The organism is Parafannyhessea umbonata, from assembly GCF_900105025.1.
GTDB classification, from domain to species: domain Bacteria; phylum Actinomycetota; class Coriobacteriia; order Coriobacteriales; family Atopobiaceae; genus Parafannyhessea; species Parafannyhessea umbonata.
In genome coordinates, this window is record NZ_LT629759.1 from 1,911,916 (window position 1) to 1,936,582 (window position 24,667).

General features: G+C 64.0%; 20 protein-coding genes and 5 tRNA genes. All 25 read right to left on the reverse strand.

Annotation, left to right across the window (positions count from 1 at the left end):
* Positions 1 to 142: 142 nt before the first annotated feature.
* The 25 genes from BLT96_RS08650 to disA all read right to left on the reverse strand — a co-directional run bounded on the left by BLT96_RS08650 (position 143) and on the right by disA (position 24,595).
* Positions 143 to 511 (reverse strand): ArsR/SmtB family transcription factor, encoded by a 369-nt coding sequence (locus BLT96_RS08650; protein ID WP_090845509.1) that lies wholly within the window; start codon positions 509 to 511, stop codon positions 143 to 145.
* A 238-nt stretch (positions 512 to 749) separates the two neighbouring features.
* Positions 750 to 2,126, reverse strand: a complete 1,377-nt coding sequence (locus tag BLT96_RS08655) for an FAD-dependent oxidoreductase (protein ID WP_157692205.1) — start codon at positions 2,124 to 2,126, stop codon at positions 750 to 752.
* 345 nt (positions 2,127 to 2,471) lie between these two features.
* On the reverse strand, positions 2,472 to 3,569 hold the full coding sequence (locus BLT96_RS08660; protein WP_090845506.1) for a glycerol dehydrogenase: 1,098 nt from the start codon (positions 3,567 to 3,569) through the stop codon (positions 2,472 to 2,474).
* Positions 3,570 to 3,677: 108 nt separating this feature from the next.
* Positions 3,678 to 4,214 carry an HdeD family acid-resistance protein gene (locus BLT96_RS08665; RefSeq protein ID WP_090863627.1) on the reverse strand — a complete coding sequence of 179 codons (537 nt, stop codon included), beginning with the start codon at positions 4,212 to 4,214 and terminating at the stop codon, positions 3,678 to 3,680.
* A gap of 180 nt (positions 4,215 to 4,394) precedes the next feature.
* Positions 4,395 to 8,837, reverse strand: a complete 4,443-nt coding sequence (locus BLT96_RS08670; RefSeq protein ID WP_090845502.1) for a DNA-directed RNA polymerase subunit beta' — start codon at positions 8,835 to 8,837, stop codon at positions 4,395 to 4,397.
* A 5-nt stretch (positions 8,838 to 8,842) separates the two neighbouring features.
* Complete coding sequence (gene rpoB / locus BLT96_RS08675; RefSeq protein WP_090863629.1) at positions 8,843 to 12,355, reverse strand: DNA-directed RNA polymerase subunit beta; 3,513 nt, start codon at positions 12,353 to 12,355, stop codon at positions 8,843 to 8,845.
* Positions 12,356 to 12,761: 406 nt separating this feature from the next.
* A complete protein-coding gene (gene rplL, locus BLT96_RS08680) occupies positions 12,762 to 13,139 on the reverse strand; it encodes a 50S ribosomal protein L7/L12 (RefSeq protein ID WP_090845498.1) in 378 nt (125 codons plus the stop codon).
* Positions 13,140 to 13,226: 87 nt separating this feature from the next.
* Positions 13,227 to 13,742 carry a 50S ribosomal protein L10 gene (rplJ, locus tag BLT96_RS08685; RefSeq protein WP_090845496.1) on the reverse strand — a complete coding sequence of 172 codons (516 nt, stop codon included), beginning with the start codon at positions 13,740 to 13,742 and terminating at the stop codon, positions 13,227 to 13,229.
* Positions 13,743 to 14,185: 443 nt separating this feature from the next.
* Positions 14,186 to 14,893: a 50S ribosomal protein L1 gene (gene rplA, locus BLT96_RS08690; RefSeq protein WP_090845494.1), complete on the reverse strand. Its 708-nt coding sequence runs from the start codon at positions 14,891 to 14,893 to the stop codon at positions 14,186 to 14,188.
* A gap of 104 nt (positions 14,894 to 14,997) precedes the next feature.
* On the reverse strand, positions 14,998 to 15,423 hold the full coding sequence (rplK, locus tag BLT96_RS08695) for a 50S ribosomal protein L11 (RefSeq protein ID WP_090845492.1): 426 nt from the start codon (positions 15,421 to 15,423) through the stop codon (positions 14,998 to 15,000).
* Positions 15,424 to 15,509: 86 nt separating this feature from the next.
* On the reverse strand, positions 15,510 to 16,067 hold the full coding sequence (gene nusG / locus BLT96_RS08700; protein WP_090845490.1) for a transcription termination/antitermination protein NusG: 558 nt from the start codon (positions 16,065 to 16,067) through the stop codon (positions 15,510 to 15,512).
* A gap of 3 nt (positions 16,068 to 16,070) precedes the next feature.
* Complete coding sequence (gene secE / locus BLT96_RS08705) at positions 16,071 to 16,436, reverse strand: preprotein translocase subunit SecE (RefSeq protein WP_090863631.1); 366 nt, start codon at positions 16,434 to 16,436, stop codon at positions 16,071 to 16,073.
* A gap of 63 nt (positions 16,437 to 16,499) precedes the next feature.
* Positions 16,500 to 16,575 (reverse strand) — tRNA-Trp (locus tag BLT96_RS08710).
* Positions 16,576 to 16,589: 14 nt separating this feature from the next.
* Positions 16,590 to 16,802: a 50S ribosomal protein L33 gene (rpmG, locus tag BLT96_RS08715; RefSeq protein WP_441849969.1), complete on the reverse strand. Its 213-nt coding sequence runs from the start codon at positions 16,800 to 16,802 to the stop codon at positions 16,590 to 16,592.
* A 146-nt stretch (positions 16,803 to 16,948) separates the two neighbouring features.
* Positions 16,949 to 18,154 carry an elongation factor Tu gene (gene tuf / locus BLT96_RS08720; RefSeq protein ID WP_090845484.1) on the reverse strand — a complete coding sequence of 402 codons (1,206 nt, stop codon included), beginning with the start codon at positions 18,152 to 18,154 and terminating at the stop codon, positions 16,949 to 16,951.
* Between the two features lie 100 nt (positions 18,155 to 18,254).
* Positions 18,255 to 18,331, reverse strand: a tRNA-Met gene (locus tag BLT96_RS08725).
* A gap of 22 nt (positions 18,332 to 18,353) precedes the next feature.
* Positions 18,354 to 18,429: transfer RNA gene (locus BLT96_RS08730), tRNA-Thr, on the reverse strand.
* A gap of 6 nt (positions 18,430 to 18,435) precedes the next feature.
* Positions 18,436 to 18,519 (reverse strand) — tRNA-Tyr (locus BLT96_RS08735).
* A 227-nt stretch (positions 18,520 to 18,746) separates the two neighbouring features.
* Positions 18,747 to 18,821, reverse strand: a tRNA-Thr gene (locus tag BLT96_RS08740).
* 279 nt (positions 18,822 to 19,100) lie between these two features.
* Positions 19,101 to 19,646 (reverse strand): NYN domain-containing protein, encoded by a 546-nt coding sequence (locus tag BLT96_RS08745; RefSeq protein ID WP_090863633.1) that lies wholly within the window; start codon positions 19,644 to 19,646, stop codon positions 19,101 to 19,103.
* A gap of 1 nt (position 19,647) precedes the next feature.
* A complete protein-coding gene (gene rlmB, locus BLT96_RS08750; protein WP_245719263.1) occupies positions 19,648 to 20,637 on the reverse strand; it encodes a 23S rRNA (guanosine(2251)-2'-O)-methyltransferase RlmB in 990 nt (329 codons plus the stop codon).
* Positions 20,638 to 20,644: 7 nt separating this feature from the next.
* Complete coding sequence (gene cysS / locus BLT96_RS08755) at positions 20,645 to 22,120, reverse strand: cysteine--tRNA ligase (RefSeq protein WP_090863635.1); 1,476 nt, start codon at positions 22,118 to 22,120, stop codon at positions 20,645 to 20,647.
* Positions 22,121 to 22,214: 94 nt separating this feature from the next.
* A complete protein-coding gene (gene ispF / locus BLT96_RS08760; protein ID WP_090863637.1) occupies positions 22,215 to 22,727 on the reverse strand; it encodes a 2-C-methyl-D-erythritol 2,4-cyclodiphosphate synthase in 513 nt (170 codons plus the stop codon).
* A 9-nt stretch (positions 22,728 to 22,736) separates the two neighbouring features.
* Positions 22,737 to 23,525: a 2-C-methyl-D-erythritol 4-phosphate cytidylyltransferase gene (gene ispD / locus BLT96_RS08765; protein ID WP_090863639.1), complete on the reverse strand. Its 789-nt coding sequence runs from the start codon at positions 23,523 to 23,525 to the stop codon at positions 22,737 to 22,739.
* Positions 23,522 to 24,595 (reverse strand): DNA integrity scanning diadenylate cyclase DisA, encoded by a 1,074-nt coding sequence (gene disA, locus BLT96_RS08770; protein ID WP_090863642.1) that lies wholly within the window; start codon positions 24,593 to 24,595, stop codon positions 23,522 to 23,524. The genes ispD and disA overlap by 4 nt, the downstream gene beginning before the upstream one ends.
* Between the last annotated feature and the right edge of the window lie 72 nt (positions 24,596 to 24,667).

Here is a 24,667-nt window from a genome sequence, read left to right on the forward strand (position 1 = left end):
GGCCACCCTGCAGCGGATACAGACAGACTCCTAGCGCAATTTGACGCAATGGTGAACTTTAATCTCTTGAAGACCAGATGTCAAAACGCCACGGTGCCGGGCGTATCCCTTTTCCACGCCCCGTGCACATTCGCGCGAAGTCCTACTCCGGGCGCGCGTCCTCGGCCGCATGCGACAGACCCACGCGCAGCAGCTGCTCCACGTGCTCGTCCGCAAGCGAGTAGATCATGCGCTGCCCGTCGCGGCGCGCGTTCACAAGGCCGCGGTCGCGCAGGAGCCTGAGCTGGTGCGAAATGGCGGACTGGGACACATGGCAGACTTCCTGCAGGTCAGACACGCTCTTCTCGCCCAGCACGAGCACGCCCAAGATCTGGAAGCGCGTGGAGTCGGAAAGCGCGTCGAAAATCTGCGTCGCGCTGTAGACCACGTCGTCGTTGGCGAGGTGCGCGCGAAGCGTGTCGTCGTTCGCAATCTTGCACCCGCAGCCGTTCGTCATGTGAGTTTCTGCCATGCGGCTCCCTTCGGCTTGCCCGCGGCATCGCCGCGCGGCCACCACGCTTGGGCGGGCCGCGCATGCCGGGCGGGCATCACCCTAGTATAGCGGCGCCGTGCACCCACGCGGCTCGCGGTGCCCTTGCGTCACGCGACGCCACGCAAAAGCCGCCCGCCGCACGCGCGGCAGGCGGCCCAGCAAAAAATCCCAAAGCAACCCGCAGACGCCTGCAAGGTACCTGCAGGCGCCCGTAGACCTAGTGGAAGAAGCGGCGCACCAGGTCGCGCGAGTACTCCGCGGTCTCCTCCATGTCGCCAAACGACATGACCTCGCCCGCAAAGTACGTGTTGCGCTCGCCCTGCAGGGCCTCGACCTTGTCGTACCAGCCGTCGGCGTAGTCTGCCGAGCTCACATGCGGGAAGTAGTACCAGTCGTCAATCCGCTCCGTCTTCATCACGGGCAGGCCGGACTTCGCCATGTCGGAAAGCGTGGTGTCGCGCGCCTCGTCAAACGGCACGTCCTCCGCCCCCTCGTGGTTGCGCAGCGTGAACGTCACCAGCGGCTGCGCGCCCGCGTCCGGCCAGCGGTGATAGAACACCATAAGGTGGCCGCGGGTCTCGGGCGTCATGTTGGCAAAGTAGTAGTAGCTGATGTCGGGGCTCTTCTCCTCCTCCGTGCGCACGGCCATGGTGAAGTACTCCTTGTGCTGGATCTTGCCAAACAGCTCGCGCTCCTGCTCCGTGGCGTCGCCGTAGGACGTGAACATCTCAAGCGGCGTGCAGATGACCAGCTTGTCAAACTCCTGCTCCTCGCCGCCGTTCACGCGCACGTACACGTGGTCCTCCGTGCGGCGCACGGCCGTGACCTCGCTGTTGAGGTTCGCCGGATGGCGCAGCGCGCTGTTGACGCCGGTCCAGATGGAGTTGGTGCCGTTCTTCCACGTCCAGAGCCTGCCGGTGGAAAGGAACTGCTTCACGGTGAACGCGTCCAGGTACTTCAGGACGTAGGCCGCGGGAATCTCGTCGAAGTATCCGTAGCCAAAGCTCGTGAACGGCCCCTTCCACACAAGCTCGGCGTCCTCGCAGTCGTTCAGCTTAAGAAACTCGCTAAACGGCATGCTCAGGTCCTTCAAGTTTGGGTTCTCGCCCTCGATGTGCGCCAGCTTCATCTTTGGAGAAGGACATGGTCCCTCGTAGCGGCCTTGTGCCACGCCGCGGTGACCGTTGACGTCGTAGCCCTTGTACTTGGTCGCGAGCAGGTGGTTGAGCTTGCGCATCTTCATGACCTTCTTGAGCAGCCCCAGCTTGCTCTCCTTGATGGGGGTGCCGTCCGTGTTCATGAAGCGACGACCCATCTGCGGGCCGTCCGCGTGGGACGTGTGGCCAAACTCCTCGCACTCGTGCACCGCGAAGTACGTGTCGCACCCCATGACCGCGCCCATCTCGATGGTACGGTCCTCCCACTCGCCCTTGCTGTTCTTCACCTTCATGAGCGGGCTGAACGCCTTGCCGCCCACTCGCCCGCTGCGCTCGAAGATGGTGTAGTGGCCAAACCCGTTCTTCTCGAGGTACATAGCCAACGAGAGCCCGGCGGGGCCTCCGCCCACGATGCAGATCCTGCTGTTCCTGTCCACTGGATTCCCCTTTCCCATCCGTGCTGACGCGGCATGCATGGCCTTGCGTAGACAACTGATTCGACACTAGTTCAGTCACATTACATAATGTCTACACAAGTATACTCCGACGAGCCACCGGACCACCCAAAATTTGGAAGCAGACGACCGGACCCTCCCCGCCAGGCCAGCGCGGGGGTCCGTGGCAACAAACAGCCGCCGGATGACGAAGGTTGCCATGTGAGCCCAGCCGGAACTGGGTCCACATGGCAACCATAGCCCCGCTCCGCCCGCATTGACCCGAGAAGAGCGCGGCGCCTTTGCTCGCACGCCTTTGGCGCCTCGCGGGATGCCGCGGTCCTGGCGCTACTCGTATGCCATGAGCTCGTTTCTGCCCAACGCGTCCGCCGCGAGCATCGCGTTCGCAACCTTCTCTGGCGTTACCTCGAACGGCATGTTGTGCAGCGTGTCGTTCGGCGCGCACGCGAGCTTCGCAACCTCAAGCACGCGGTCAAAGCTCGCGTCCTTCACGCCCAGCTGCGCAAACGTGACCGGAAGGCCAAGCTGCGCGCAGAAGTCCAGCACCTCGGGTAGCTCGTCGGCATCCTCAAGCACCAGCTGGGACAGCGTGCCAAACGCAACCTTCTCGCCGTGGTAGAACGCGTGCGTCTCGGGCATGGCGGTAAGGCCGTTGTGGATGGCGTGCGCCGCCGCGAGGCCCGCCGACTCGAAGCCCAGGCCAGAGAGCAGCGTGTTGGCCTCGATGATCTTCTCGACAGACTCGGTGCACGCCCCTGCCTCGAGCGCGATCTTCGCCTTGACGCCGTCCGACATCAGCGTGTCGTAGCACAGACGCGCAAGTGCCATTGCCGCAGAGGTGACCTTGTCGCCGGCGCAGGTCGTGGCGTCGGAGCGCTTGCACGCGCGCGCCTCGAAATACGTCGCGAGCGCGTCACCCATACCGCTCACGGTCAGGCGCACGGGACTCTTGCTGATGACGTCTGTGTCCATGAGCACCAGGTTCGGGTTTGCCTTGAAGAATTGGTACTCCTTAAACTGGCCGTCGTCCGTGTACACGACCGACAGCGCAGAGCACGGCGCGTCAGTCGCGGCGATCGTAGGAACCACGACCACCGGCGCATCCACGGCACTCGCGACGGCCTTCGCGGTGTCGAAGATCTTGCCGCCGCCGATGCCCACGATGACGTCCGAGCCCTTCTCGCGCGCGTCGCGCACAAGGCGGTCAATCTCGGCCTGCGAGCACTCGCCGTTGAACTCGTCGAAGTCGAATGCGACCTTGGCGTCCGCAAAGCTCTTCTTCACCACGTCGCCAGAGCGGCGGATGCCACCCGCCGATATCACGACAAGTGCCGTCTTGCCGTAGCTTTCCACGTAGCTGCCGAGCTTTGCCAGCTCCCCAGGACCCTGGACGTACTTGCTGGGACTGATGAACACACGTGCCATAGCTAATCCCTTCGACAGATTTGATGCAAGAGGCTTACGCACCGCGCACGGCCCGCAAGCCTATGACATTAGGCGACATGCCTGGCCTCGCCCGTCCAGGCGCGTCCGTTAGCCCTCCTGCTTCGGCATCTTGATGCCCTGCGCGATGTGGACGAGGCCCGTATAGATGAGCGCGATGCCACCAACGGACATGGCGACGTTGGCCATGGTGAACGGAGACATGATGACGAGGATGCCCAGGATGACGGAGAGCATGGAGAGCACGATTCCTGCGCCCGAACCCCTGACGCCGAGGATGCGCAGGGCGTTGGAGCCCGCAAGCGTTGAGAACCCCGCCGCGATGACGTAGAGGCCGAGCATCACGAAGATGAAAGCGACGAAGAACTCGGGCCACGCAAGGATGAGCATGCCAAACAGGAGTGAAAGGGCGCCGGCATAGAGATCGAGCGTGGACAGGATGATGCTCCAATGCGTGAATGCCCCTATTAGGGCGATGACTCCCGCGATGGTGAGCACCCAGCCAAAGAGGACCGTGACGCCCTTTGCCGTGGCGCCAGGATTTACGAACATGAAGATGCCCAGAACGGCGCTGGCGACGCCCCAGAGAATGGTCCCCCACTTAGAGCGCGTGAACTTGACTTGCATAACGACACCACCCCTTCGCGACCCGCAACGCACCACGGGCGCGTCACCGAACGACGTCCGAACGTTGCCTATGGCATGTGATACCCATTTGTGCGCACGTAAGACAAAGGCCCCGGCTCTTGGTTGAGTCGGGGCCTGCTGGCCGTTATGTCGCGGGCTTACGCCGCGCTAACCTATGAGCTACTCCTCGGAGTCAGAGGACTCGTTCTTCTCGACCTGGGAAAGCAGGTCGTGGAGGGATCCGAGGTCCTCGTTGATGACCTGAGACTCGGAGCTTTCCTCCTGCTCCTCGTTCGAGGAGCCGCCGATGAGCTCGTCGTCGAAGGACTGGTGCTTGGACGGTGCGGCCGTGCCAAGCATGATGTCGCTGTCTGCGTCGGGCGAGAAGACCATGTTGAGCAGCTGGGAGAGGTCCTCGCTGTCAGCCTCGTCCTCATCGGGCTCGAGGATGTAGAGGAGATTGCGGGCCTCGAGGCCATCGCGGAGCTCCTCGATCGCCTTGGCGCCGATGCCGTCGATGCGAAGCAGGTCGTCCTCGGTCTTGCCGATGAGGTCGCCCACGGTCTCGATGCCGACCTCGCTGAACTTGTTGGTCCAGCGCTGCGACACGCCGAGGTCGTCGAAGAGGTAGAGCTTCGCGTCCTCGGAGGACAGGGTGCGGCCGTTCTTGGAGTAGACGCCACCGTATCCGTAGTCGTCGCCAATCCAGTCGAGCTGCTTGGGAAGCTGCTCCTCGATGCCCTTGAGCTCCTCGGGAGCCCACTCGGGAAGCGACTTTGCCATGGGCGAGGTGGGTCCGTCGATGCGCTTGCCGTGGTAGGTGAGCTTGACGTCGTCGTATGCGCGAAGGCCGGTGCCTGCCGGGATCTTCTTGCCGACGATGACGTTGGACTTGAGGTCGAGCAGGTGGTCGACCTCGCCCTTGATGGCAGACTCCGTGAGGACGCCCGCCGTGCGGATGAACGACGCGGAGGACAGCCAGGAGTCGATGGAGCTCGCGACCTTGAGGGTACCGAGGATGACGGGCTCCGCCTCGGGCGGGGTGCCGCCGGCAAGCGCGATGTTGCGGACGGTGTCCGCGAACACGTAGCGGTCGACGTACTGGCCGAGGAGGTACGTGGAGTCACCGGGGTTGGTGACCTGGACGCGACGAAGCATCTGCCTGGCGATGACCTCGATGTGCTTGTCGTTGAGGTCGACGCCCTGGGACGTGTAGACGTCCTTGACGGACTTCACGAAGGTGTGCATGGTGGACTCGATGTCCGTCAGGCTGCGGAGCTTGCGGAAGTTGACGAAGCCGCGGGTGATCTGGTCGCCGGCACGGACCTCGACGCCGTCCTCGAAGCCCGGCATGAAGCGCACGGACGCGGGGACGCGCCACTCGACGAGGATCCTGGAGCGGTCGTCCGCATCGAGGATGCGGATGAGGTACTCGGTCTGCTCGGGCGTGATCGAGAGGATGCCGGAGTAGGGAGCGAGATCCGCCTCGCGACCGAGGATCTTCTCGTTGACGTTGCCGACGACGTCGAACATGCGGGCGACCGTCGGGAGGCCCTGCGTGATGTCGTCGGCGCCCGCGACGCCGCCGGAGTGAATCGTACGCATGGTGAGCTGGGTGCCCGGCTCGCCGATGGACTGCGCGGCGATGACGCCGACGGAGGTGCCGATGTTGACGGGGCGACGCGTGGAGAGGTCCCAGCCGTAGCAGCGCTGGCAGACGCCGTACTTGGACTTGCAGGTGAGCAGCGCGCGGAGCTCGACCTTCTTAAGGCCGGCCTCCACCATCTGCTGGAGCTGCGCCTTGGACTCGACGTAGTCGCCAGCGGCGATGATGACCTCGCCCGTCGTGGGGTTCACGACGTCGTGCAGCGTGCAGCGGCCGATGAGGTCGAGGTCGACGTCGGTCTCGCCCGGCTTGATGATGTCGTACGTGACGGCCTCGTCCGTACCACAGTCCTCCTCGCGCACGATGACGTCCTGGGCGACGTCGACGAGACGGCGGGTGAGGTAGCCGGAGTCGGACGTGTGGGACGCCGTGTCGACGAGGCCCTTACGGGCGCCGTACGTGGAGATGAAGTACTCCAGCGGCTCGAGGCCCTCGCGGAAGTTGGACTTGATGGGGAGGTCGATCGTGTCGCCGGACATGTCTGCCATGAGGCCACGCATGCCTGCGACCTGACGCAGCTGGGTCTTGGAGCCACGGGCACCGGAGTCGGCCATCATGAAGATGGGGTTGTCCTCGTTGAAGCCGGCGAGCATCTCGGCAGAGAGCTTGTCGGTGCACTCCGTCCAGGCGTTGACGACCTCGACGTGGCGCTCCTGCTCGGACAGGAAGCCGTCCTCGTAGTACTCGTTGATGGTGTCGACTCGCTCCTGCGCGTCCGCGAGGATCTGCGGCTTGTCCTCCGGGATGGTTGCGTCCCAGACGGAGATGGTCAGACCCGCACGGGTGGCGTAGTGGAAGCCGGTCGCCTTGATGGCGTCCAGGATCGGCTCGACCTTCGCGGTGCTGTAGCGGTCGCAGCAGTCGTTGACGAGCTTGGAGATGTCGCCCTTGACCATCTTGTAGTTCATGAACGGATAGTCGGCAGGCAGGCACTTGTTGAAGATGACGCGGCCGATGGTGGTCTCGAAGCGCGCGGAGCCGTTCGTGAGGTCGAGGTCCTCGAACTTGCCCCAGCCGTCGACGATGCGGAAGTAGCGCTTGTCGCCGTCGACGACGTTGGCCTGCTCGGGCTTGACGCGGACGGTGATCTTGCCCTGGATGTCGAGGTCACCCATGCTGTCGAACGCTGCGAGAGCGTCCTCGAAGCTTGCAAAGGTGTGGCTGGAGGGCTGGTCGTCGTTCTTCTCGGTAGTGAGGAAGTACACGCCGAAGACCATGTCCTGGGACGGCACGGTGAGGACCTTGCCCGAAGCCGGCGAGCGGAGGTTGTTGCTCGAGAGCATTAGGACGCGGGCCTCGGTCTGAGCCTGCGTGGACAGGGGCACGTGCACGGACATCTGGTCGCCGTCGAAGTCTGCGTTGAACGGCGCGCAGACCAGCGGGTGCAGGTGGATGGCCTTGCCCTCGACGAGCACCGGCTCGAACGCCTGGATGGACAGGCGGTGCAGCGTAGGTGCACGGTTGAGCAGGACCAGGCGGCCCTTGATGACCTCGTCCAGGACGTCCCAGACGACGGGCATGCCACGGTCGATGGCGCGCTTGGCGCCCTTGATGTTCTCGACCTTGCCGAGCTCGACGAGACGACGCATGACGAAGGGCTTGAAGAGCTCGAGCGCCATCGCGGAGGGAAGGCCGCACTGGTGGAGCTGGAGGTGCGGGTCGACGACGATGACCGAACGGCCGGAGTAGTCGACACGCTTGCCCAGCAGGTTCTGACGGAAGCGGCCCTGCTTGCCCTTGAGGGACTCGGCGAGGGACTTGAGAGGCCTACCGCCGCGGCCCGTGACCGGACGACCACGGCGACCGTTGTCGAAGAGGGCGTCAACCGACTCCTGGAGCATGCGCTTCTCGTTGTTGACGATGATCGCGGGAGCATCGAGGTCGAGCAGACGCTTGAGGCGGTTGTTGCGGTTGATGACGCGACGGTAGAGGTCGTTCAGGTCGGACGCCGCGAAGCGGCCGCCGTCGAGCTGCACCATCGGGCGCAGGTCGGGCGGGATGACCGGGATGACGTCCAGGATCATGTTGGCAGGATCGTTGCCGCCCTTCAGGAAGGCGTCGACGATCTCGAGGCGCTTGACCGCACGCTCCTTCTTCTGCTTCTGGGCGTCGTCGGACGCAACGATGGCGCGGAGACGGTCCGCCTCATCGCCCAGGTCGATGCCGCGAAGGAGCTCGCGGATGGCCTCGGCGCCCATGCCACCCTTGAAGTAGATGGAGTAGTAGCGCTTCATCTCGGTGAAGAGCGACTCATCGGAGATGAGCTCGCGCTCCTCGAGCTGCATGAACTTGTCGAAGGCGTCCTGGCGGAGCTTCTTCTCCTCCGCGTACTCCTCCTCGAGGTCTGCGATGCCCATGCGGACCTCGTCGGCCGAGAGGACCTCGTCGTCGCCGAACTCGCCGGCGGCGTCGGGATCGCCCTGCGCCTTGAGGCGCTCGATCTCGTCGTCGCGCTCGGCATCGAGCTCCTCGAGGTCTGCGGCCAGTTCCTCCTTGAGGTCGTCCGCGTCGGCCTCGCGGGCCTCGGCGTCGACGGAGGTGATGACGTAGCTCGCGAAGTACAGGACCTTCTCGAGGTCCTTGCTCTTCATGTCGAGCAGGCGCGCCAGGGGGAAGGTCGCCGGGCTCTTGAAGTACCAGATGTGCGAGACGGGCGCGGCCAGCTCGATGTGGCCCATGCGCTCGCGGCGCACCTTGGCGCTCGTGACCTCGACGCCGCAGCGCTCGCAGACGATGCCCTTGAAGCGGATGCCCTTGTACTTGCCGCAGGCGCACTCCCAGTCCTTGACGGGACCGAAGATCTTCTCGCAGAAAAGACCGTCCTTCTCGGGCTTGAGGGTGCGGTAGTTGATGGTCTCGGGCTTCTTGACCTCGCCGTGCGACCAGCTGCGAATCTCATCTGCGGAGGCGAGCGAGATCTTTATCGCGTCGAAATCAGTGGTATCGAAATCTGCCACGTTCGCTACTCCTTATCGTCGGAATTGTCGCCGATCAGGGCCTCGGAGCCCTTCTCGGAATCGGAGGCAACGCCACCGATCAGGTCGTCGGCGCTGTCGGCGCCAGCGAAGACGTCCACGCTGTTCTCGTCCTGGACGTCCTCCTGCGACTTGGGGCCCTTCTCGGGCCTCTTGTAGGAGATCGGCTCGATGTTGAGCGCGAGGGAACGAATCTCCTTGACGAGGACCTTGAAGGACTCGGGGATACCGGGCCTGGGGACGTTCTCGCCCTTGACGATGGCCTCGTACGTCTTGACGCGGCCGTTCGTGTCGTCGGACTTGACGGTCATGAGCTCGTGGAGGACGTTGGCAGCGCCGTACGCGTACAGCGCCCAGACCTCCATCTCGCCGAAGCGCTGGCCGCCGAACTGGGCCTTGCCACCCAGTGGCTGCTGCGTGACGAGGCTGTAGGGGCCAGTCGAGCGAGCGTGAATCTTGTCGTCGACCATGTGGCCGAGCTTCAGGATGTACGAGGTACCGACGGTAATCGGGCTCTCGAAGGGCTCACCGGTGCGGCCGTCGTACAGCGTGGTCTTGCCCATCTCGTTCAGCTGGGGCACGAACTCCTTGCGGAGGTGCTCGCCGTAGGTGCGCAGGGCCTTATTCATGATGTTGATGTTCGTGCGGCGCAGGGCCTCCTGGACCTCGTCGTCGGTCGCGCCGTCGAGGACGGGCGTCGAGACGTACATCGGGCCGTCCACGACCTCCTTGGAGTCCGCGGAGTCGACGTCCCAGCCGTGGCTCGCGGCCCAGCCGAGGTGGCACTCCATGAGCTGGCCCACGTTCATACGGGAGGGGACGCCCAGCGGGTCAAGAAGCACGTCGACGGGCGTGCCGTCGGCCATGTAGGGCATGTCCTCAACCGGCAGGACGTTGCAGACGACGCCCTTGTTGCCGTGACGACCGGAGATCTTATCGCCTTGCTGGATCTTGCGGCGCTGCGCGACGAATACGCGGACGAGATCGTTCACTCCGGGCGGGAGGTCGTCGCCGGCCTCGCGGCTGAAGCGCACCACGTCGACGACACGGCCATACGCGCCGTGCGGCATCTTGAGGGACGTGTCACGAACGTCGTGCGCCTTAGCGCCGAAGATCGCGCGGAGCAGGCGCTCCTCTGCGGTAAGGGCCTGCTCGCCCTTCGGGGTCACCTTGCCGACGAGGATGTCACCAGGGCCGACCTCAGCGCCGATGCGAATGATGCCATCGTCGTCGAGGTTCGCGAGCATGTCCTCGCTCTGGTTCGGAATCTCGCGGGTGATCTCCTCGGGACCGAGCTTCGTGTCGCGGGCGTCGATCTCGTGACGGGAGATGTTGATGGAGGTCAGCAGGTCGTCCTGGACAACGCGCTCCGAGACGACGATGCCGTCCTCGTAGTTGTAGCCCTCCCACGGCATGTATGCCACGGTCAGGTTCGTGCCCAGCGCAAGCTCGCCGTGGTCGATGGACGTGCCGTCGGTCAGCGGCTCGCCGGCCTCGACCTTCTGGCCCACGTGGACCACGGGACGGTGGTTGATGCAGGTGCTCTGGTTGGAGCGCTGGTACTTGGGAAGGTCGAAGCGCTCGGGGCCGTTCGCGGTGTCGACGACCACGTGAGCGGCGTCGACCTCGACGACGGTGCCCGCGTGCTTTGCGACGATGAGCTCGCCGGAGTCGAGTGCGGCACGGCGCTCGAGGCCGGTGCCGACGTAGGGCGCGTGCGGCTTGATCAGGGGCACGGCCTGACGCTGCATGTTCGCGCCCATGAGGGTACGCTTTGCGTCGTCGTGCTCAAGGAACGGAATGAGGTTCGCCGCGACGGAAAGGAGCTGGCGCGGGGAGACGTCCATGTAGTCGACGGTCTCGACGGGCACGGACGCCGGAGCGCCGAACGAGCCGTCGAAGTTGCGCGTACGCGCGATGACGGTCTCGGGCTTGTAGGTCTTGCCCTCGGGGTCGACGGCGACAAAGTGGCCGGTACTCGGGTCGACGGGGGTGTTCGCCGGCGCGATGACGTGGTTCTCCTCCTCGTCAGCGGTCATCCAGTCGATGTCGTCCGTGACGCGGCCGTCCACGACGCGACGGTACGGCGCCTCGATGAAGCCGTACTCGTTCACGTGCGCGTACAGCGCGAGCGAGCCGATGAGGCCGATGTTCGGGCCTTCGGGCGTCTCGATCGGGCACATGCGCGCGTAGTGCGAGTTGTGGACGTCGCGGACGGCGGTCGGGACGTTCGTGCGGCGGCTGGAGCCGGACTTGTGGCCGGCAAGGCCGCCGGGGCCCAGTGCGGACAGACGGCGCTTGTGCGTAAGGCCGGCAAGCGGGTTGGACTGGTCCATGAACTGGGAAAGCTGAGAAGAGCCGAAGAACTCCTTGATGGCCGCCACGATGGGACGGATGTTAATCAAGGACTGCGGCGTGATGTCGTCGGCGTCCTGGGAGGCCATGCGCTCGCGGATGACGCGCTCCATGCGGCTCATGCCGATGCGGAACTGGTTCTGCACCAGCTCGCCCACAGTGCGGACGCGACGGTTGCCAAAGTGGTCGATATCATCGAACTTCTTGGTGGTGTCGCCGTCGTGCAGCGCGAGCAGGTACCTCAGCGCGCAGACGATGTCCTCCTGCGTCAGGATCTTCTCCTGCGCATCGACATCCAGCTCGAGCTTCTTGTTGATCTTGTAACGACCGACGCGCGCAAGGTCGTAGCGCTGGTGGTTGAAGTACAGGCTGTCCAGCAACTTCATCGCGGAGTCGACGGTGGGCGGCTCGCCCGGGCGCTGGCGACGGTAAATCTCGAGAAGGGCATCCTCGCGGGTCGTGGCAACGTCGCGCTCCAGCGTGGCGCGAACCACGTCGGAGTCGCCAAGCAGGTTCATGATCTCGTCGTCGCTCTCGGCGATGCCGAGCGCGCGAAGCAGCAGGGTCGCGCTCTGACGGCGTTTGCGGTCAATGGAGACCACCAGGTGGCCGTGCTTGTCGACCTCGAACTCAAGCCACGCGCCACGCGCGGGAATAAACTGCACGCGCTGCACGGTGACGCCGTTGTCCAGCTCCTCGGAGAAGTACACGCCCGGCGAGCGAACCAGCTGCGAGACGACGACGCGCTCGGTGCCGTTGATGATGAAGGTGCCGCGGTCGGTCATCAGGGGGAAGTCGCCCATGAAGACGAGCTGCTCCTTGATCTCGCCCGTGTCAGTGTTCACGAAGCGCACGTCCACGAAGAGCGGCGCCTGGTACGACATGTCCTTGGCACGACATTCCGCAATGTCCGCGGGCGCGTCGCCAAACTGATGTTCACCAAAGGTGACCTGCATGTTCTTCGCGGAGTTCTCGATGGGCGAAAACTCGGCGAAGCACTCGGCCAGGCCTTCGGTCATGAAGCGGTTGAAAGACTCCTTCTGTACGGAAATGAGGTTGGGCAACTCCATCGCACCAGGGATCTTGCTGAAGCTCACGCGCTTGCGCTGCTCCTGTGCGGGCTGGGAAGACTTTGCGGTAGGCACCAGGCACTTCCTCCTTCGACGAGATAAAAAGCGGCAGTTGTCGCAATCTAATAACTTAACGAAGTTGGAATTCCAGGTCAATGAAAAGTCTTGACATTCGAGGGGCTTTTTATTAGGGGAGAAAAGCGAGCCTTTTACCTGCGAAAACGCAATCTTCAATTGTGGTCAGATTGTGGGCCGTTACATCCCAAATCAACCACTCGTTGCATTTTCGCGCAGAAATTTGTCAGTCGTTACAGATTCTCGCCCACCATCGGCTTTCCGCAGACCAACCTCGAAAGTCTTTCAAGCATTGGGACCGCCGGGGCGAGCTCGCAGAGGTTCTTCTCGTGTTCGCGCCATAACAAAAAGGTCCGGACCTTGCGGCCCGGACCCCAGACGTGCGAAGTGCTAAAGGGAGCGCTTGTTACTTCAGGGTAACGGTAGCGCCGGCCTCCTCGAGCTGCTTCTTGGCGTCCTCAGCGTCCTCCTTCTTGGCACCCTCGAGGATGACCTTAGGAGCGGACTCGACGGCCTCCTTGGCCTCCTTCAGGCCAAGGGAGGTGAGGGCACGGACGACCTTGATGACGGCGATCTTGTTGGAGCCGAAAGAGGTCAGCTCGACGTCGAAGTTGGTCTTCTCCTCAGCGGGAGCAGCGTCGGCCGCGGGAGCGGCAGCGGCGACAGCGACGGGAGCAGCAGCGGAGACGCCGAAGACGTCCTCCAGCTCGTGAACGAGCTCGGAAAGCTCGAGGGCGGGCATCTCCTTGAGGGCCTCGATGATCTCATCCTTGGTGACAGCCATGTCAATTCTCCTTTGTTAGTGGGCGCTTCCTGCGCCCATCAAATTTTTGGTCGTGCAAGGTTCAATGTTGCCTTTGAAGTTCGCCTTTTAGGCGGCGTTCTTCTGATCTGCGATGGCGTCCAGGACGGTCGCAAGACCCCTGGCGGGACCAGCGCAAACCTGAGCGATGCCGGAAAGCGGGCTTGCGATGACGTAAACCAGCTGGGCCATGAGCTCGTCGCGAGAGGGCAGCTCCGCATAGGCCTTGGCCTCGTCCGCAGAGAGGGACTGGCCGTCAGCGATGGCACCGAGCCACTCGATCTTCTTGAGGGCCTTGGACTCCTCCTTGATGACCTTGGCAGCGGCGACGGGGTCGTTCTCGTAGAAGACGTAGGCAACGGTGCCTGCGACGTCAGCCACGGGCATCTCGGCCTGCTCAAGAGCGATCTTCACGATGTTGTTCTTGTAGACCTTCATGTGAGCGCCGGCCGCGGTGAGCTTGCGGCGAAGCTCCTGAGTCTCCTTGACGGTAAGACCACGGTAGTCGATGAAGAAGATACCCTTGGAGTTGTCAATGGACTCCTTGACCTTGGCGAGCATCTCGACGTTCTTGCTGTTGGGCATGAAATACACCTCCTTGATCCAATCGGGCACATGCCGCCGACGCGGCGGGCCTTCACGAAAAAGACCCCGCTTGGCGCAGCCAAAGCGAGGTCCAAGAAGTAATTCCAAGACCACCTCGGCTGGCGGGATACCCCTTCAAGCCCTTGCGGGCACCTGCTGTCTTTGGCAGCGGTACGTGCTGTTTACTATCGCATGACTCACGCCATGCAGAGGACATTTTCACATCAGCCATGTCATGCGTCAAGTCAAGGCGTCGCGTTCTTCTCGTCTCCACATTGTATGCGCATAGACATCCGTCTCCATTCCCTACCGTGAGTAGACCAGCCCAGCCACGCGCTCGACAAGATGAGCCGGGCGAGAAAAAAACAGAATGCCGGCCCGGGAGATCCCGAACCAGCATTCGTGCGTTGCTTCTGTCTAGCGACTGCTAGGTGGCTCTTTTGCTACTCGGCGAGGAAGTCGCGGGTCACAGCGGAGTCGACCTTGACGCCGGGGCCCATCGTCGAGGAGAAGGCGACGGACTTGACATAGCGGCCCTTGGCCGTGGACGGCTTCACGCGGAGGATCTCGGTGTAGAGAGCCGCATAGTTCTCGACGAGCTGCTCGACGGTGAAGGAGACCTTGCCCATGGGGACATGGCAGATGCCGTAGCGGTCAGCGCGGTACTCGACACGACCGGCCTTGAGCTCCTTGACCATCTTCTCGACGTCCATGGTGACGGTGCCGAGCTTGGGGTTCGGCATCAGGCCACGGGGGCCGAGGATGCGGCCGAGACGACCGACCTTGCCCATGAGGTTCGGGGTCGCGATGACGGCGTCGAAGTTGATGTTGCCCTTCTGGACATCCTCGACGAGGTCGTCGGAACCGACGATGTCGGCACCGGCTGCCTTGGCCTCTTCGGCCTTGGCGCCCTCTGCGAAGACGGCGACGCGGACGGTCTTGCCGGTGCCGTTGGGCAGGGAGATGGAGCCACGGACGTTCTGGTCGGCCTTGCGGGTGTCGACGCCCAGGCGGATGGAAGCCTCGACGGTCTCGTCGAACTTGGCGGTGGAGAGCTCCTTCACGAGCTCCATGGCCTTCTTCGGGCTGTAGACCTCTGCCTTGTCGAACTTGGCAGCGGCGTTGGTGTAGTTCTTTCCGTGCTTCGCCATTTCTTACCTCCTGTGTGGTTAGCGGGCGGCGTGGCCCTCCCACGTAGTTGGTGGATTCCCACCGTTATCTGACACGCCCGGGCTTGCCAGGCGCTTGGAACCTGCTACTCGGCGATGGTGACGCCCATGGAGCGCGCGGTGCCCGCGACGATCTTCTTGGCAGCCTCGATGTCGTTGGCGTTGAGGTCCGGCATCTTGATCTCGGCGATCTTGGTGAGCTGCTCCTGAGAAAGCTGGCCAACCTTGTCGCGCTGGGGAACGCCAGAGCCGCTCTTGAGGCCGAGCTCCTTCTTGATCAGCTGCGCCGCAGGAGGGGTCTTGCAAACGAAGTCAAAGGTGCGGTCCTCGTAGACGGTGATCTCGACAGGGATGATGTCACCCTTCTTGTCGGAGGTCGCCGCGTTGAACGCCTGGCAGAACTGCATGATGTTGACCTGCGCGGCACCAAGGGCGGGGCCGACGGGAGGCGCGGGGTTAGCTGCGCCAGCAGGAATCTGGAGCTTGATGAAGTGGGTAACCTTCTTGGCCATTGTGGTCTCCTAGACAGAGTTTTGCGTTTCCTATATCAATCGACCCCGGAGAAGCCATCCTCACCGATACCGGGACCGACTGGTTGCTAAGCGATGATGGTGATCTGGTCGAGGGTGAGTTCGACGGGAGTCTCACGGCCGAAGATCGTGAGCATGACCTTGACCTTGCCCGCCTCGGCGTTGACCTCGGACACTTGGCCGTCGAAGTCCGCAAGCGGACCAGATACGACCTTGACCGACATGCCGGGCTCGATGTTCGTGGTGGTCGTGACGTGCTTCTGGGGCTTAGAGCCGTTCGCGTTACCACCGCCGCGGTGCATGATCTTGTTGAACTCAGACCTGCGGAGCGGGGCAGGCTTGCTGCCGTCCAGACCAAGGAAGCCAGTGACGCCGTCTGTGTTGCGGACGAGAGTCCACGTGTCGTCGTTCATCTCCATGCGAACGAGGACATAACCCGGGAAGACCTTCTCTTCCTTGGTCTCGCGCTTGCCACCGTCCTTGATCTCGGTGACGTCCTCGGTCGGAATCTGGATGTCGACGATCTTGTCCTGCATGCCGTTTATCTCGGCACGGTGCTCGATCTCGCCCTTCACCTTGTTCTCGTAGCCCGAGTAGGTGTGGACCACATACCAGCGCTTTGCCATGTCCTATCCCCTCAGTCCCGTGAAGCCCACGAGTACAGCAACGAATCCGGTGTCGACAAGCCACACGCACACTCCGAACACGATGAGCATGACGATGACTGCGACGGAATAGCTCTTGAGCTCGTTGCGCTCGGGCCACACCACGCGATGCATCTCCGCCTTCACGTCGCGGAAGTAGCTGCGAATGCGACCAGGCTTCTTTGCCGGTTTCTCGGACTTCTTCGCAGAGGTTTGGGCAACCGAAGCGTCAGCCTTCTTCGCCGGCTCCTTCGAGCCGGGCTGGGAAGCGGCGCGGGTGGCCTCGAGCGCGGCACGCTCAGCAGAGCGGGCCTTGCGTGCGCTTCTTCTCTGACGCTCCTTCTTTGCCATTAAACGAAACCCCTATTCATAGAAACCGGCTAACCCCGATAAGGGATAGCCGGTGGTGTAATCTGGCAGGCCAGGTAGGACTCGAACCCACAACAAACGGTTTTGGAGACCGCCGCTCTACCATTGGAGCTACTGGCCTGTATGACCCTTATTTTAGCGGGTCTCCCTGTGAAGGGTGTGCTTGTGGCACCACGGGCAATATTTCTTCAACTCCATGCGATCCGGAGTGTTTGCCTTGTTCTTCTTCGTGGTGTAATTGCGACGCTTGCACTCAGTGCATGCAAGGGTAACGAGTGTACGCATTGATCCTCCTATAGATAACCGCCACGGGACTACCCCTGCGTCGGCGATGGTATACGCTACCATTCAATGGTTCGGTCTGTCAACCGGATGGGTTTGTCATTCAGCGCCTCGACAAAACCATCAAATATCAGCGCATACATTGGAAGAGAAAAGCCCGACGCCCCAAACGAGGCGTCGGGCCAAAAGTACGAGCTATGTGTAGCTAGATGCTACGCAATGATCGTGGAGACACGACCGTCGCCGACGGTGTGGCCGCCCTCGCGGATAGCGAAGCGGAGGCCCTCCTCCATGGCGATCGGGTGAATGAGGTCGCAGTGGATGGTGATGTGGTCACCAGGCATAGCCATCTCAACCTTGTTGCCATCGGAGTCGGTGAGCTCGGTGATGTCGCCAGTCACGTCAGTGGTGCGGAAGTAGAACTGGGGACGATAGCCGGAGAAGAACGGGGTGTGACGGCCACCCTCCTCCTTGGTGAGGACGTAGATCTCGCCGGTGAACTCGTGGTGAGGGGTGACGGAGCCGGGCTTGCAGAGAACCTGGCCACGGACGACGTCCTCGCGCTTGATGCCACGGAGCAGGATGCCGACGTTGTCGCCAGCCTCGCAGAAGTCCATGGTCTTGCGGAACATCTCGATGCCGGTGGCAGTCGAGGTCTGGGTGTCCTTGATGCCGACGATCTCGACAGGCTCGTTGAGCTTGAGCTCGCCACGCTCGACACGGCCGGTGACGACGGTACCACGGCCGGAGATGGTCATGACGTCCTCGATAGCCATCAGGAACGGCTTCTCGTTGTCACGAGCGGGGGTCGGGATGTAGGAGTCAACGGTGTGCATGAGCTCGACGATGGAGTCGACCCACTTCTGCTCGCCGTTGAGGGCGCCGAGAGCAGAACCACGGATGATGGGGATATCGTCTCCGGGGAAGCCGTACTCGGACAGGAGGTCACGGGTCTCCATCTCGACGAGGTCGATGAGCTCCTCATCGTCGACCATGTCGCACTTGTTCAGGAAGACGACGATGTACTTAACGCCGACCTGACGGGCAAGGAGGATGTGCTCACGAGTCTGAGCCATGGGGCCGTCGGTAGCTGCGATGACGAGGATAGCACCGTCCATCTGAGCAGCGCCGGAAATCATGTTCTTGACGTAGTCAGCGTGGCCCGGGCAGTCGACGTGCGCGTAGTGGCGCTCCCAGGTCTCGTACTCGACGTGAGCGACAGAAATGGTAATACCACGCTGACGCTCCTCGGGAGCCTTGTCGATGTTCTCGAAGGCGGTGTAGTCGGCCTTGCAGCCCTCGGTCTCGGAGAGAACCTTGGTGATGGCTGCGGTAAGGGTGGTCTTACCGTGGTCGACGTGACCAATCGTACCGATGTTTACGTGTGGCTTAGAACGGTCGAACTTCTCCTTGGCCATTGCCAATCCTCCTTTTGAAACAACCTTCGCGGGCTATTCCATGGTACTAAAAACGACGCCTAATTATGCTCAGAGGCGCCGAAGCGCCTCATTAAAGCCATGGTACCGGTGACTGGATTCGAACCAGTGACATCGCGGGTATGAGCCGCGTGCTCTAACCAGCTGAGCTACACCGGCATGGTGTGTGGCACTTGAAACATGGAGCCCGCGACCGGATTCGAACCGGTGACCTCTTCGTTACCAACGAAGTGCTCTACCGACTGAGCTACACGGGCCTGGAATGGTGGGGATGCTTGGACTCGAACCAAGGAACCCAGAGGGAGCGGATTTACAGTCCGCCGCAGTTGCCGCTGTGCCACATCCCCATTCCGTTTTCAAGCTGCTTGCTCGTTCGTTCGCGAGGACTTCCCTTGCAAGCGGAAAGTATACTACGGCCCGGGGGCCCGCTTGTCAACTCATTCCACCCATCCGGGCGTATCCCCTCATATTTCCTACATAATTGCAGGTAGAACATGCCGTTCTTCTCTTCGAAACATAGTGTTGGGATAAAAAAGGCGCCAAAACCCGCAAAAGGTTTTGGCGCTGATATTCCTGGAGCTGGCGATAGGGCTCGAACCTACAACAACTGGTTTACAAAACCAGGGCTCTACCATTGAGCTACGCCAGCGGGTTCTAGCATCATAGCCCGAACGTGCGCTTTGCGCTAGGGGTCACTCGGTCTTTTTGCTCGCCCATGCGGTTGTACAGGACGAGGCCCGATTCAGACAGCCGGCTCCGTTGCAAGCCCGGCAAAGACACTCGCGTCCTCGCTACCCCCTATGACACCCGCAGCGGCATTCATGTCACGCGTCGCGATATGCGACGTGGACAGAATCTTGCGCGATCGGCGGACCGACGCTTGCGCGACCAGAGGGGCATCTCCGCGGACGCCGATGCTTGCCGGTGCCTAGACGCGACCAAGCAGACGGTCCAGCTTCTGGCGCGTCTGTGGGTCGAGCCTGTCCTCCAGCGTGAGGTGCTGGTGGTTGCGCTCCTCGTTCGCCGCGCGCACGTCCTCCACGATGGCGCCCACGTCCGCGATGAGCACGTCGCTCGACACGCGCGTAACGGGCACGCCGCCCACCGTGGCGCGGATCGTGTTGTCGGACGTGATGACCGTGACGGCGCGCACATGGTGACGGGCCTCCGTCACCAGGCGCTCTATCACGCTGTCCGCGTCCTCACCCGTGGGCGAGAAGACCGTGCGCACGCCGGCGACGGTGAGGTTCGGGCGCTCGGGCGATACGTTGCCCGCAGCGTCGAACACGACGACGGCCTCGTAGCGGCCCTGAGCATACGCCGCGACGTCGGCTATGAGCAGCTGACGCGCGCGGTCAAACGGATCGGTATCCCCCAGGCGACCAGATGGCTGGTCCACAAGGCCCATGTAGCGCTGCGACTTGTGGATGACGTTGTAGCCATCCACTACCAGAAGCTCCGCGGGACGCGCCATGCTAGAGCTCCCCCGCCGGCGTCGCGCCTTCCGCGGGCACACCCGCCGCGGCAGCGCTCTCGCGGCGCAGCCACTCGTAGCACATGACCGTGGCGGCCTGGGCCACGTTGAGCGACTCCACCCTGCCCCGCTGCGGCAGGCGGCACTCGAAGTCGCACTTCCTGCGGACCAGCTGCGATATGCCAGAGCCCTCCGAGCCCATGACCAGGCACAGCCTGCCCTCGAGCGGCGTGGACCACACGTCCTGCGTCGCGTGCTCCGTGGAGCCCGCGACCCAGAAGCCGGCGCGCTTGAGCTCGTCTATCGCGGTCGCGAGGTTCGACACCTGCGCAATGGGCACGTGCAGCACCGCGCCGGCGGACGTCTTGTACGCGCCCACGCCCACGCCGGCGGCACGCGCCTTCGCGATGACGACGCCGGCCGCGCCCACGACCTCCGCGGAGCGGACGATCGCGCCAAAGTTGCCCTCGTCCGTCACGTGGTCGAGAAGAACGACGAGCGCGTGGCCGTCGCCCGCGTTTGCGATGACATCCGAGAGCTCCGCGTAGGCGAACGGGCGGGTCTGCACCACGATGCCCTGGTGAGCGCCGTGCGAGCTGAGGGCGTCGAGCCGACCCTTCGGCACGCGCTCCACCGGGACGCCCGCCGCCTCGAGCCTGCGAACGAGACTGACGAGCGTCTGGTCCTGCTCGCCGCCCATGGCCACGAGTGCGCGCTTAAGCGGAAGGCCGCCCTCGAGCGCCTCCGCGCATGCGCGACGCCCCTCGATCAAGTCCGTGGCGGGACGTTGGCCCTTGGGACGCTGGCCGCCCTTGCGGGCGTTGTCGCGGGACGCGGGGCCGCGCGTCGCCTGACCGCGGCCGCCGGCAGCGCCCCTCGGCCCCCGACGCTCCCCGCGACCGCCCGCGGCACGTTCGGACCCGTGTCCGCCCGCGCCCCGTGCGCCGCCCCTGCCGGGACGCCCGGCACTTCTCGGCTGCATCTTCGACATGAGCCGCCTACGCTTTCCTCGTCAGGCGCGCGCCGGCGGCGGTGTCCTCGACCACCAGGCCAAGCGCGGCGATGCCGTCGCGGATGGCGTCTGCCGTCGCCCACTCCTTCTTGGCGCGGGCCGCCTGGCGCGCGGCCAGGAGCGCCTTCGCGGCGTCGGCGGGGTCGTCGCCCTGATAGCCGGCGTGCTCGGCCGCAAGGTCCACCAGCTCGTGCGGGAGGTCGCTCTCGCCGGCCTGAGAGAGGTTGACGCCCAGCACGTCGGAAAGCTCCGCGATCATGTCGGCCGCACGCAGCGCCGGAGCGGTCGCAGCGTCGTTGCCGGCGTCCGCAAGGTACTTGTTCGCGGCGGTCACCAGGCCAAAGATGGCCGCAAGGCCGCCGGAGGTGTTGAAGTCGTCGTCCATCTGGCGCACGAACTCGTCGTGGGCCGCGTCGATGGCGGCGCCCAGCTCGCGATCGCCCGCGGAAAGCTCGCCGTCCTGCGGCGCGTTGTCCGCAGCCCAGCGCAGGTTCTTCACGCAGGTGCGCAGGCGGTCGAGCGTGCCGACGGCGCCGTCGAGCTGGTCGGTCTGGAAGTCGAGCGCGGAGCGGTAGTGGGTCTGCAGCATGAGCAGGCGCACGGCGTCCGCGGGATACTTGTCAAGAATCTCCTTCAGGGTGAAGAAGTTGCCCAGAGACTTGGACATCTTCTCGCCGTTGACGCGGAGCATGCCCGTGTGCATCCACACGTTCGCAAGGGGGCGGCCCCATGCGCACATGGCCTGAGCGGTCTCGTTCTCGTGGTGCGGGAAGACCAGGTCCTGGCCGCCACCGTGGATGTCGATGGGCGTACCCAGGTAGCGGTGGATCATGGCGCAGCACTCCGTGTGCCAGCCGGGACGGCCGTCGCCCCACGGGCTCGGCCAGCTGGGCTCGCCGGGCTTCGCAGCCTTCCACAGCGCGAAGTCAAACGGGTCGCGCTTCTGGTCGTTCACCTCGACGCGCTCTCCGGCGCGCAGCTGGTCAAGGTCGCGTCCGGACAGGATGCCGTAGTTGTGGTCGGACCGTACCGAGAAGTACACGTCACCGTTGTCGGCGGCGTATGCGTGGCCCTTCTCGATCAGGGTCAAGATCATCTGCTGCATGGCCTCGATCTCGCGCGTGGCGCGCGGGCGGATGTCCGGGTCGAGGATGCCGAAGCGGTGCATCTGCTCGATGAAGGCGTTGGAGTACTCCTCCGCCACCTCGGCGGCCGTGCGGCCCTCCTCGTTCGCACGGTTGATGATCTTGTCGTCCACGTCCGTCAGGTTCTGGGCAAACGTGACCTCGTAGCCCTTGTATTGCAGGTAGCGGCGGATCACGTCGAAGCTCAGGAACGTGCGCGCGTTGCCTATGTGAATCTGGTCATACACGGTGGGTCCGCACACGTACATGCGCACCTTGCCCTCGTCTATGGGCTTGAACTCTTCCTTCTTGTGGGTCTGGGAGTTGTATACGAGCATCGTGGTTCTCCTTGGGTGTGAGCGGGCATGCCCCGCGTGCGTTCATGGCATGGCATTGTAGCGCTTTGCGCCCGGGCCGCGACCCCGGGGCACCTCAGTCATTACATCGCCCGGCCCCCGAGCCGTCGCCTTGGCCGTCGTCCAGAAGCGCAACGGCCCACGCGGCAATGCCCTCCTCGCGCCCCACGAAGCCCAGCCGCTCCGTCGTGGTGGCCTTCATGCCCACCCGTCCCACGTCCACGCCCATGGCGCGGGCGAGGTTCTTTCGCATCTGCTCGCGGTACGGCGCGAGCTTAGGCGCCTGCGCCGCAATGGTGCAGTCGCAGTCAAGCACGCGCGCGCCACGCTCGCGCGCCACGTCCATCACGCGCGAGAGCAGCACAAGCGAGTCCGCCCCCTCGAATGCGGGGTCGTCGTCCGGAAAGAGCTGGCCTATGTCGCCGGCGCGCAGCGCGCCCAGTATCGCGTCCATCAGGGCGTGCGTCACGACGTCCGCGTCGGAGTGGCCCAGAAGCCCCCTCTGGCTCGGCACGTCCACGCCGCCCAGGATGCACCTGCGCCCCTCCGCGAAGCGGTGGACGTCGAACCCGTGTCCTATGCGAAGCACGTCTCCTCCTCACTCAAGGCCGCAGCCCTCCTGGATCAGGCGCCGCTGCAGCAGCGTCTCCGCGATGGCCAGGTCTTCGGGAAGCGTCACCTTAATGTTGTCGCGGCTTGACTTCACGCACACCACGCGCCCGCCGTGGCGCTCAACCAGCGACGCGTCGTCCGTCCCCTCGAACTCGTCCCATATGGCCGCGCGGTGCGCGGACACGATGGCCTTCGTCCTGAACACCTGTGGCGTCTGCGCGCACCAATAGAAGCTGCGGTCCGGCGTCGCCACGATGGTGCCGCCCTCCACCAGCTTCAGCGTGTCCGTACTGGGCACGGCGCATATGGCGCCCGCGATCGAATCGTCACCGCGGACGCGCGCGACACAGCGCTCCACGTCCTGCGTGCGCACGAGCGGTCGCGCGGCGTCGTGTATGGCCACCAGCGAGAATCCCGCACGTCCGGGCACGGCGCACAGCCCCGAGTACACGGACTCCTGCCTCGTCGCGCCGGAGTGCGCAATCGTCACCGGGCAGCGCAGGCGAAGCCTGCCGAGCACGTCGCGGCGCATCTCGTCCTCGCGCTCCGGCGCGCACACCACCACGATGTGCCCCACGGAGGGCGCCCGGTCCAGCGCGAGCACCGCCCAGCACGCGATGGGCAGACCGCACAGCTCCACGTACTGCTTGCCCCGCGGGTCGCCAAAGCGCGAGCCCACGCCGCCGGCAACCACTATCGCGCACGTGTCCCGCCCAGATCGCGTGGCCGCGTCCTTCTCGGCCAGGGCGCATGCGCACGGCCCGGGGGCACTCATGCGCGCTTACCCCACATGCGATACAGGCTGTCCGCCAGGATGCCGGGGTTGTCCACGCCCACGCTGTCCAGGCGCGACGGGTTTTTCTCGATGTCGTCAAGCAGGTTCTGGAGCGAGCCGTACTCGTCCACGATCTTATCGGCCATGCCCTTGCGCACCACGGAGATGTTGGAGAGCGTCCGCAGGCCCAAAGGCGTCAGGATGGAGTCCTCGCCCTTGCCCTCGTAGCCCAGGATGGACGCGACCACCTTTGGCTGGCGCAGGCGGGCGTTGTCCGTCTCGTGCAGCTGCCTGCGAATGCGCTCCGCGTTCTCGCGCGAGGAGTCCGCCGCGTAGTCGCGCACCAGCAGCGTGTAGTTCTCGCCCGCGTCGCCCACGAACTCGTCGCGCTGCATCTCGATGGTCTTGCCCTCGCTTCCCAGCTCCAGGATCAGGCGGTCCAGCTGCTCCGCCACGGTGGACAGCACCTCGAAGAGGTAGATGGTCTCCGTGATGTCGGAAAGCGTGACGTAGTTGTCCAGCTCGAGCGTGGTCAGGCGCAGCAGGCTGCGGTCAAGCTGCGTGCGCGTGCTCTGCAGCGACACCAGAAGCTGGTTCACGGACGCCATGATCTGCGTCACGGTGCGCAGCTGGTGGCCCTTGCCGTCCACGAACACGTTCACGACCTGGCGGCGCTCGGAAACGGAGATCACGATGGCCTTCGTGAGCAGGCTCATGCGCGCCGCGGTGCGGTGGCGCATCCCGGTCTCGCTCGTGGGGAGCGACGGGTCCGGGTTCAGGTGGTAGTTTGCGCGCAGGATCTGGGTGAGCCCCTTGTCGATCACGATGGCGCCGTCCATCTTGCAGAGCTCGAACAGCCGGTTCGCCGTGAACGATATGTCAAGCTTGAAGCCGTCGTCTCCGGCGGCCAGCACGGCGTCCGTATCGCCTATGCAGATGAGCGCCCCCATGTGGCCCGCGATGATCATGTCGAGCGCGTGCCTGAGCGAGGTTCCCGGCGCGGTCTGGCGAATGGCCGAGCGCAGCCGCTCCCTGCTGTCCTGGGCCCTGTCCACCTCGTTCTGGTCCATCGGCTCACCCCCATATCACAGCCGGCCCGCGCGTCGCGGGCCGGCCAACGTCGTCACCTACAGTATATTGCT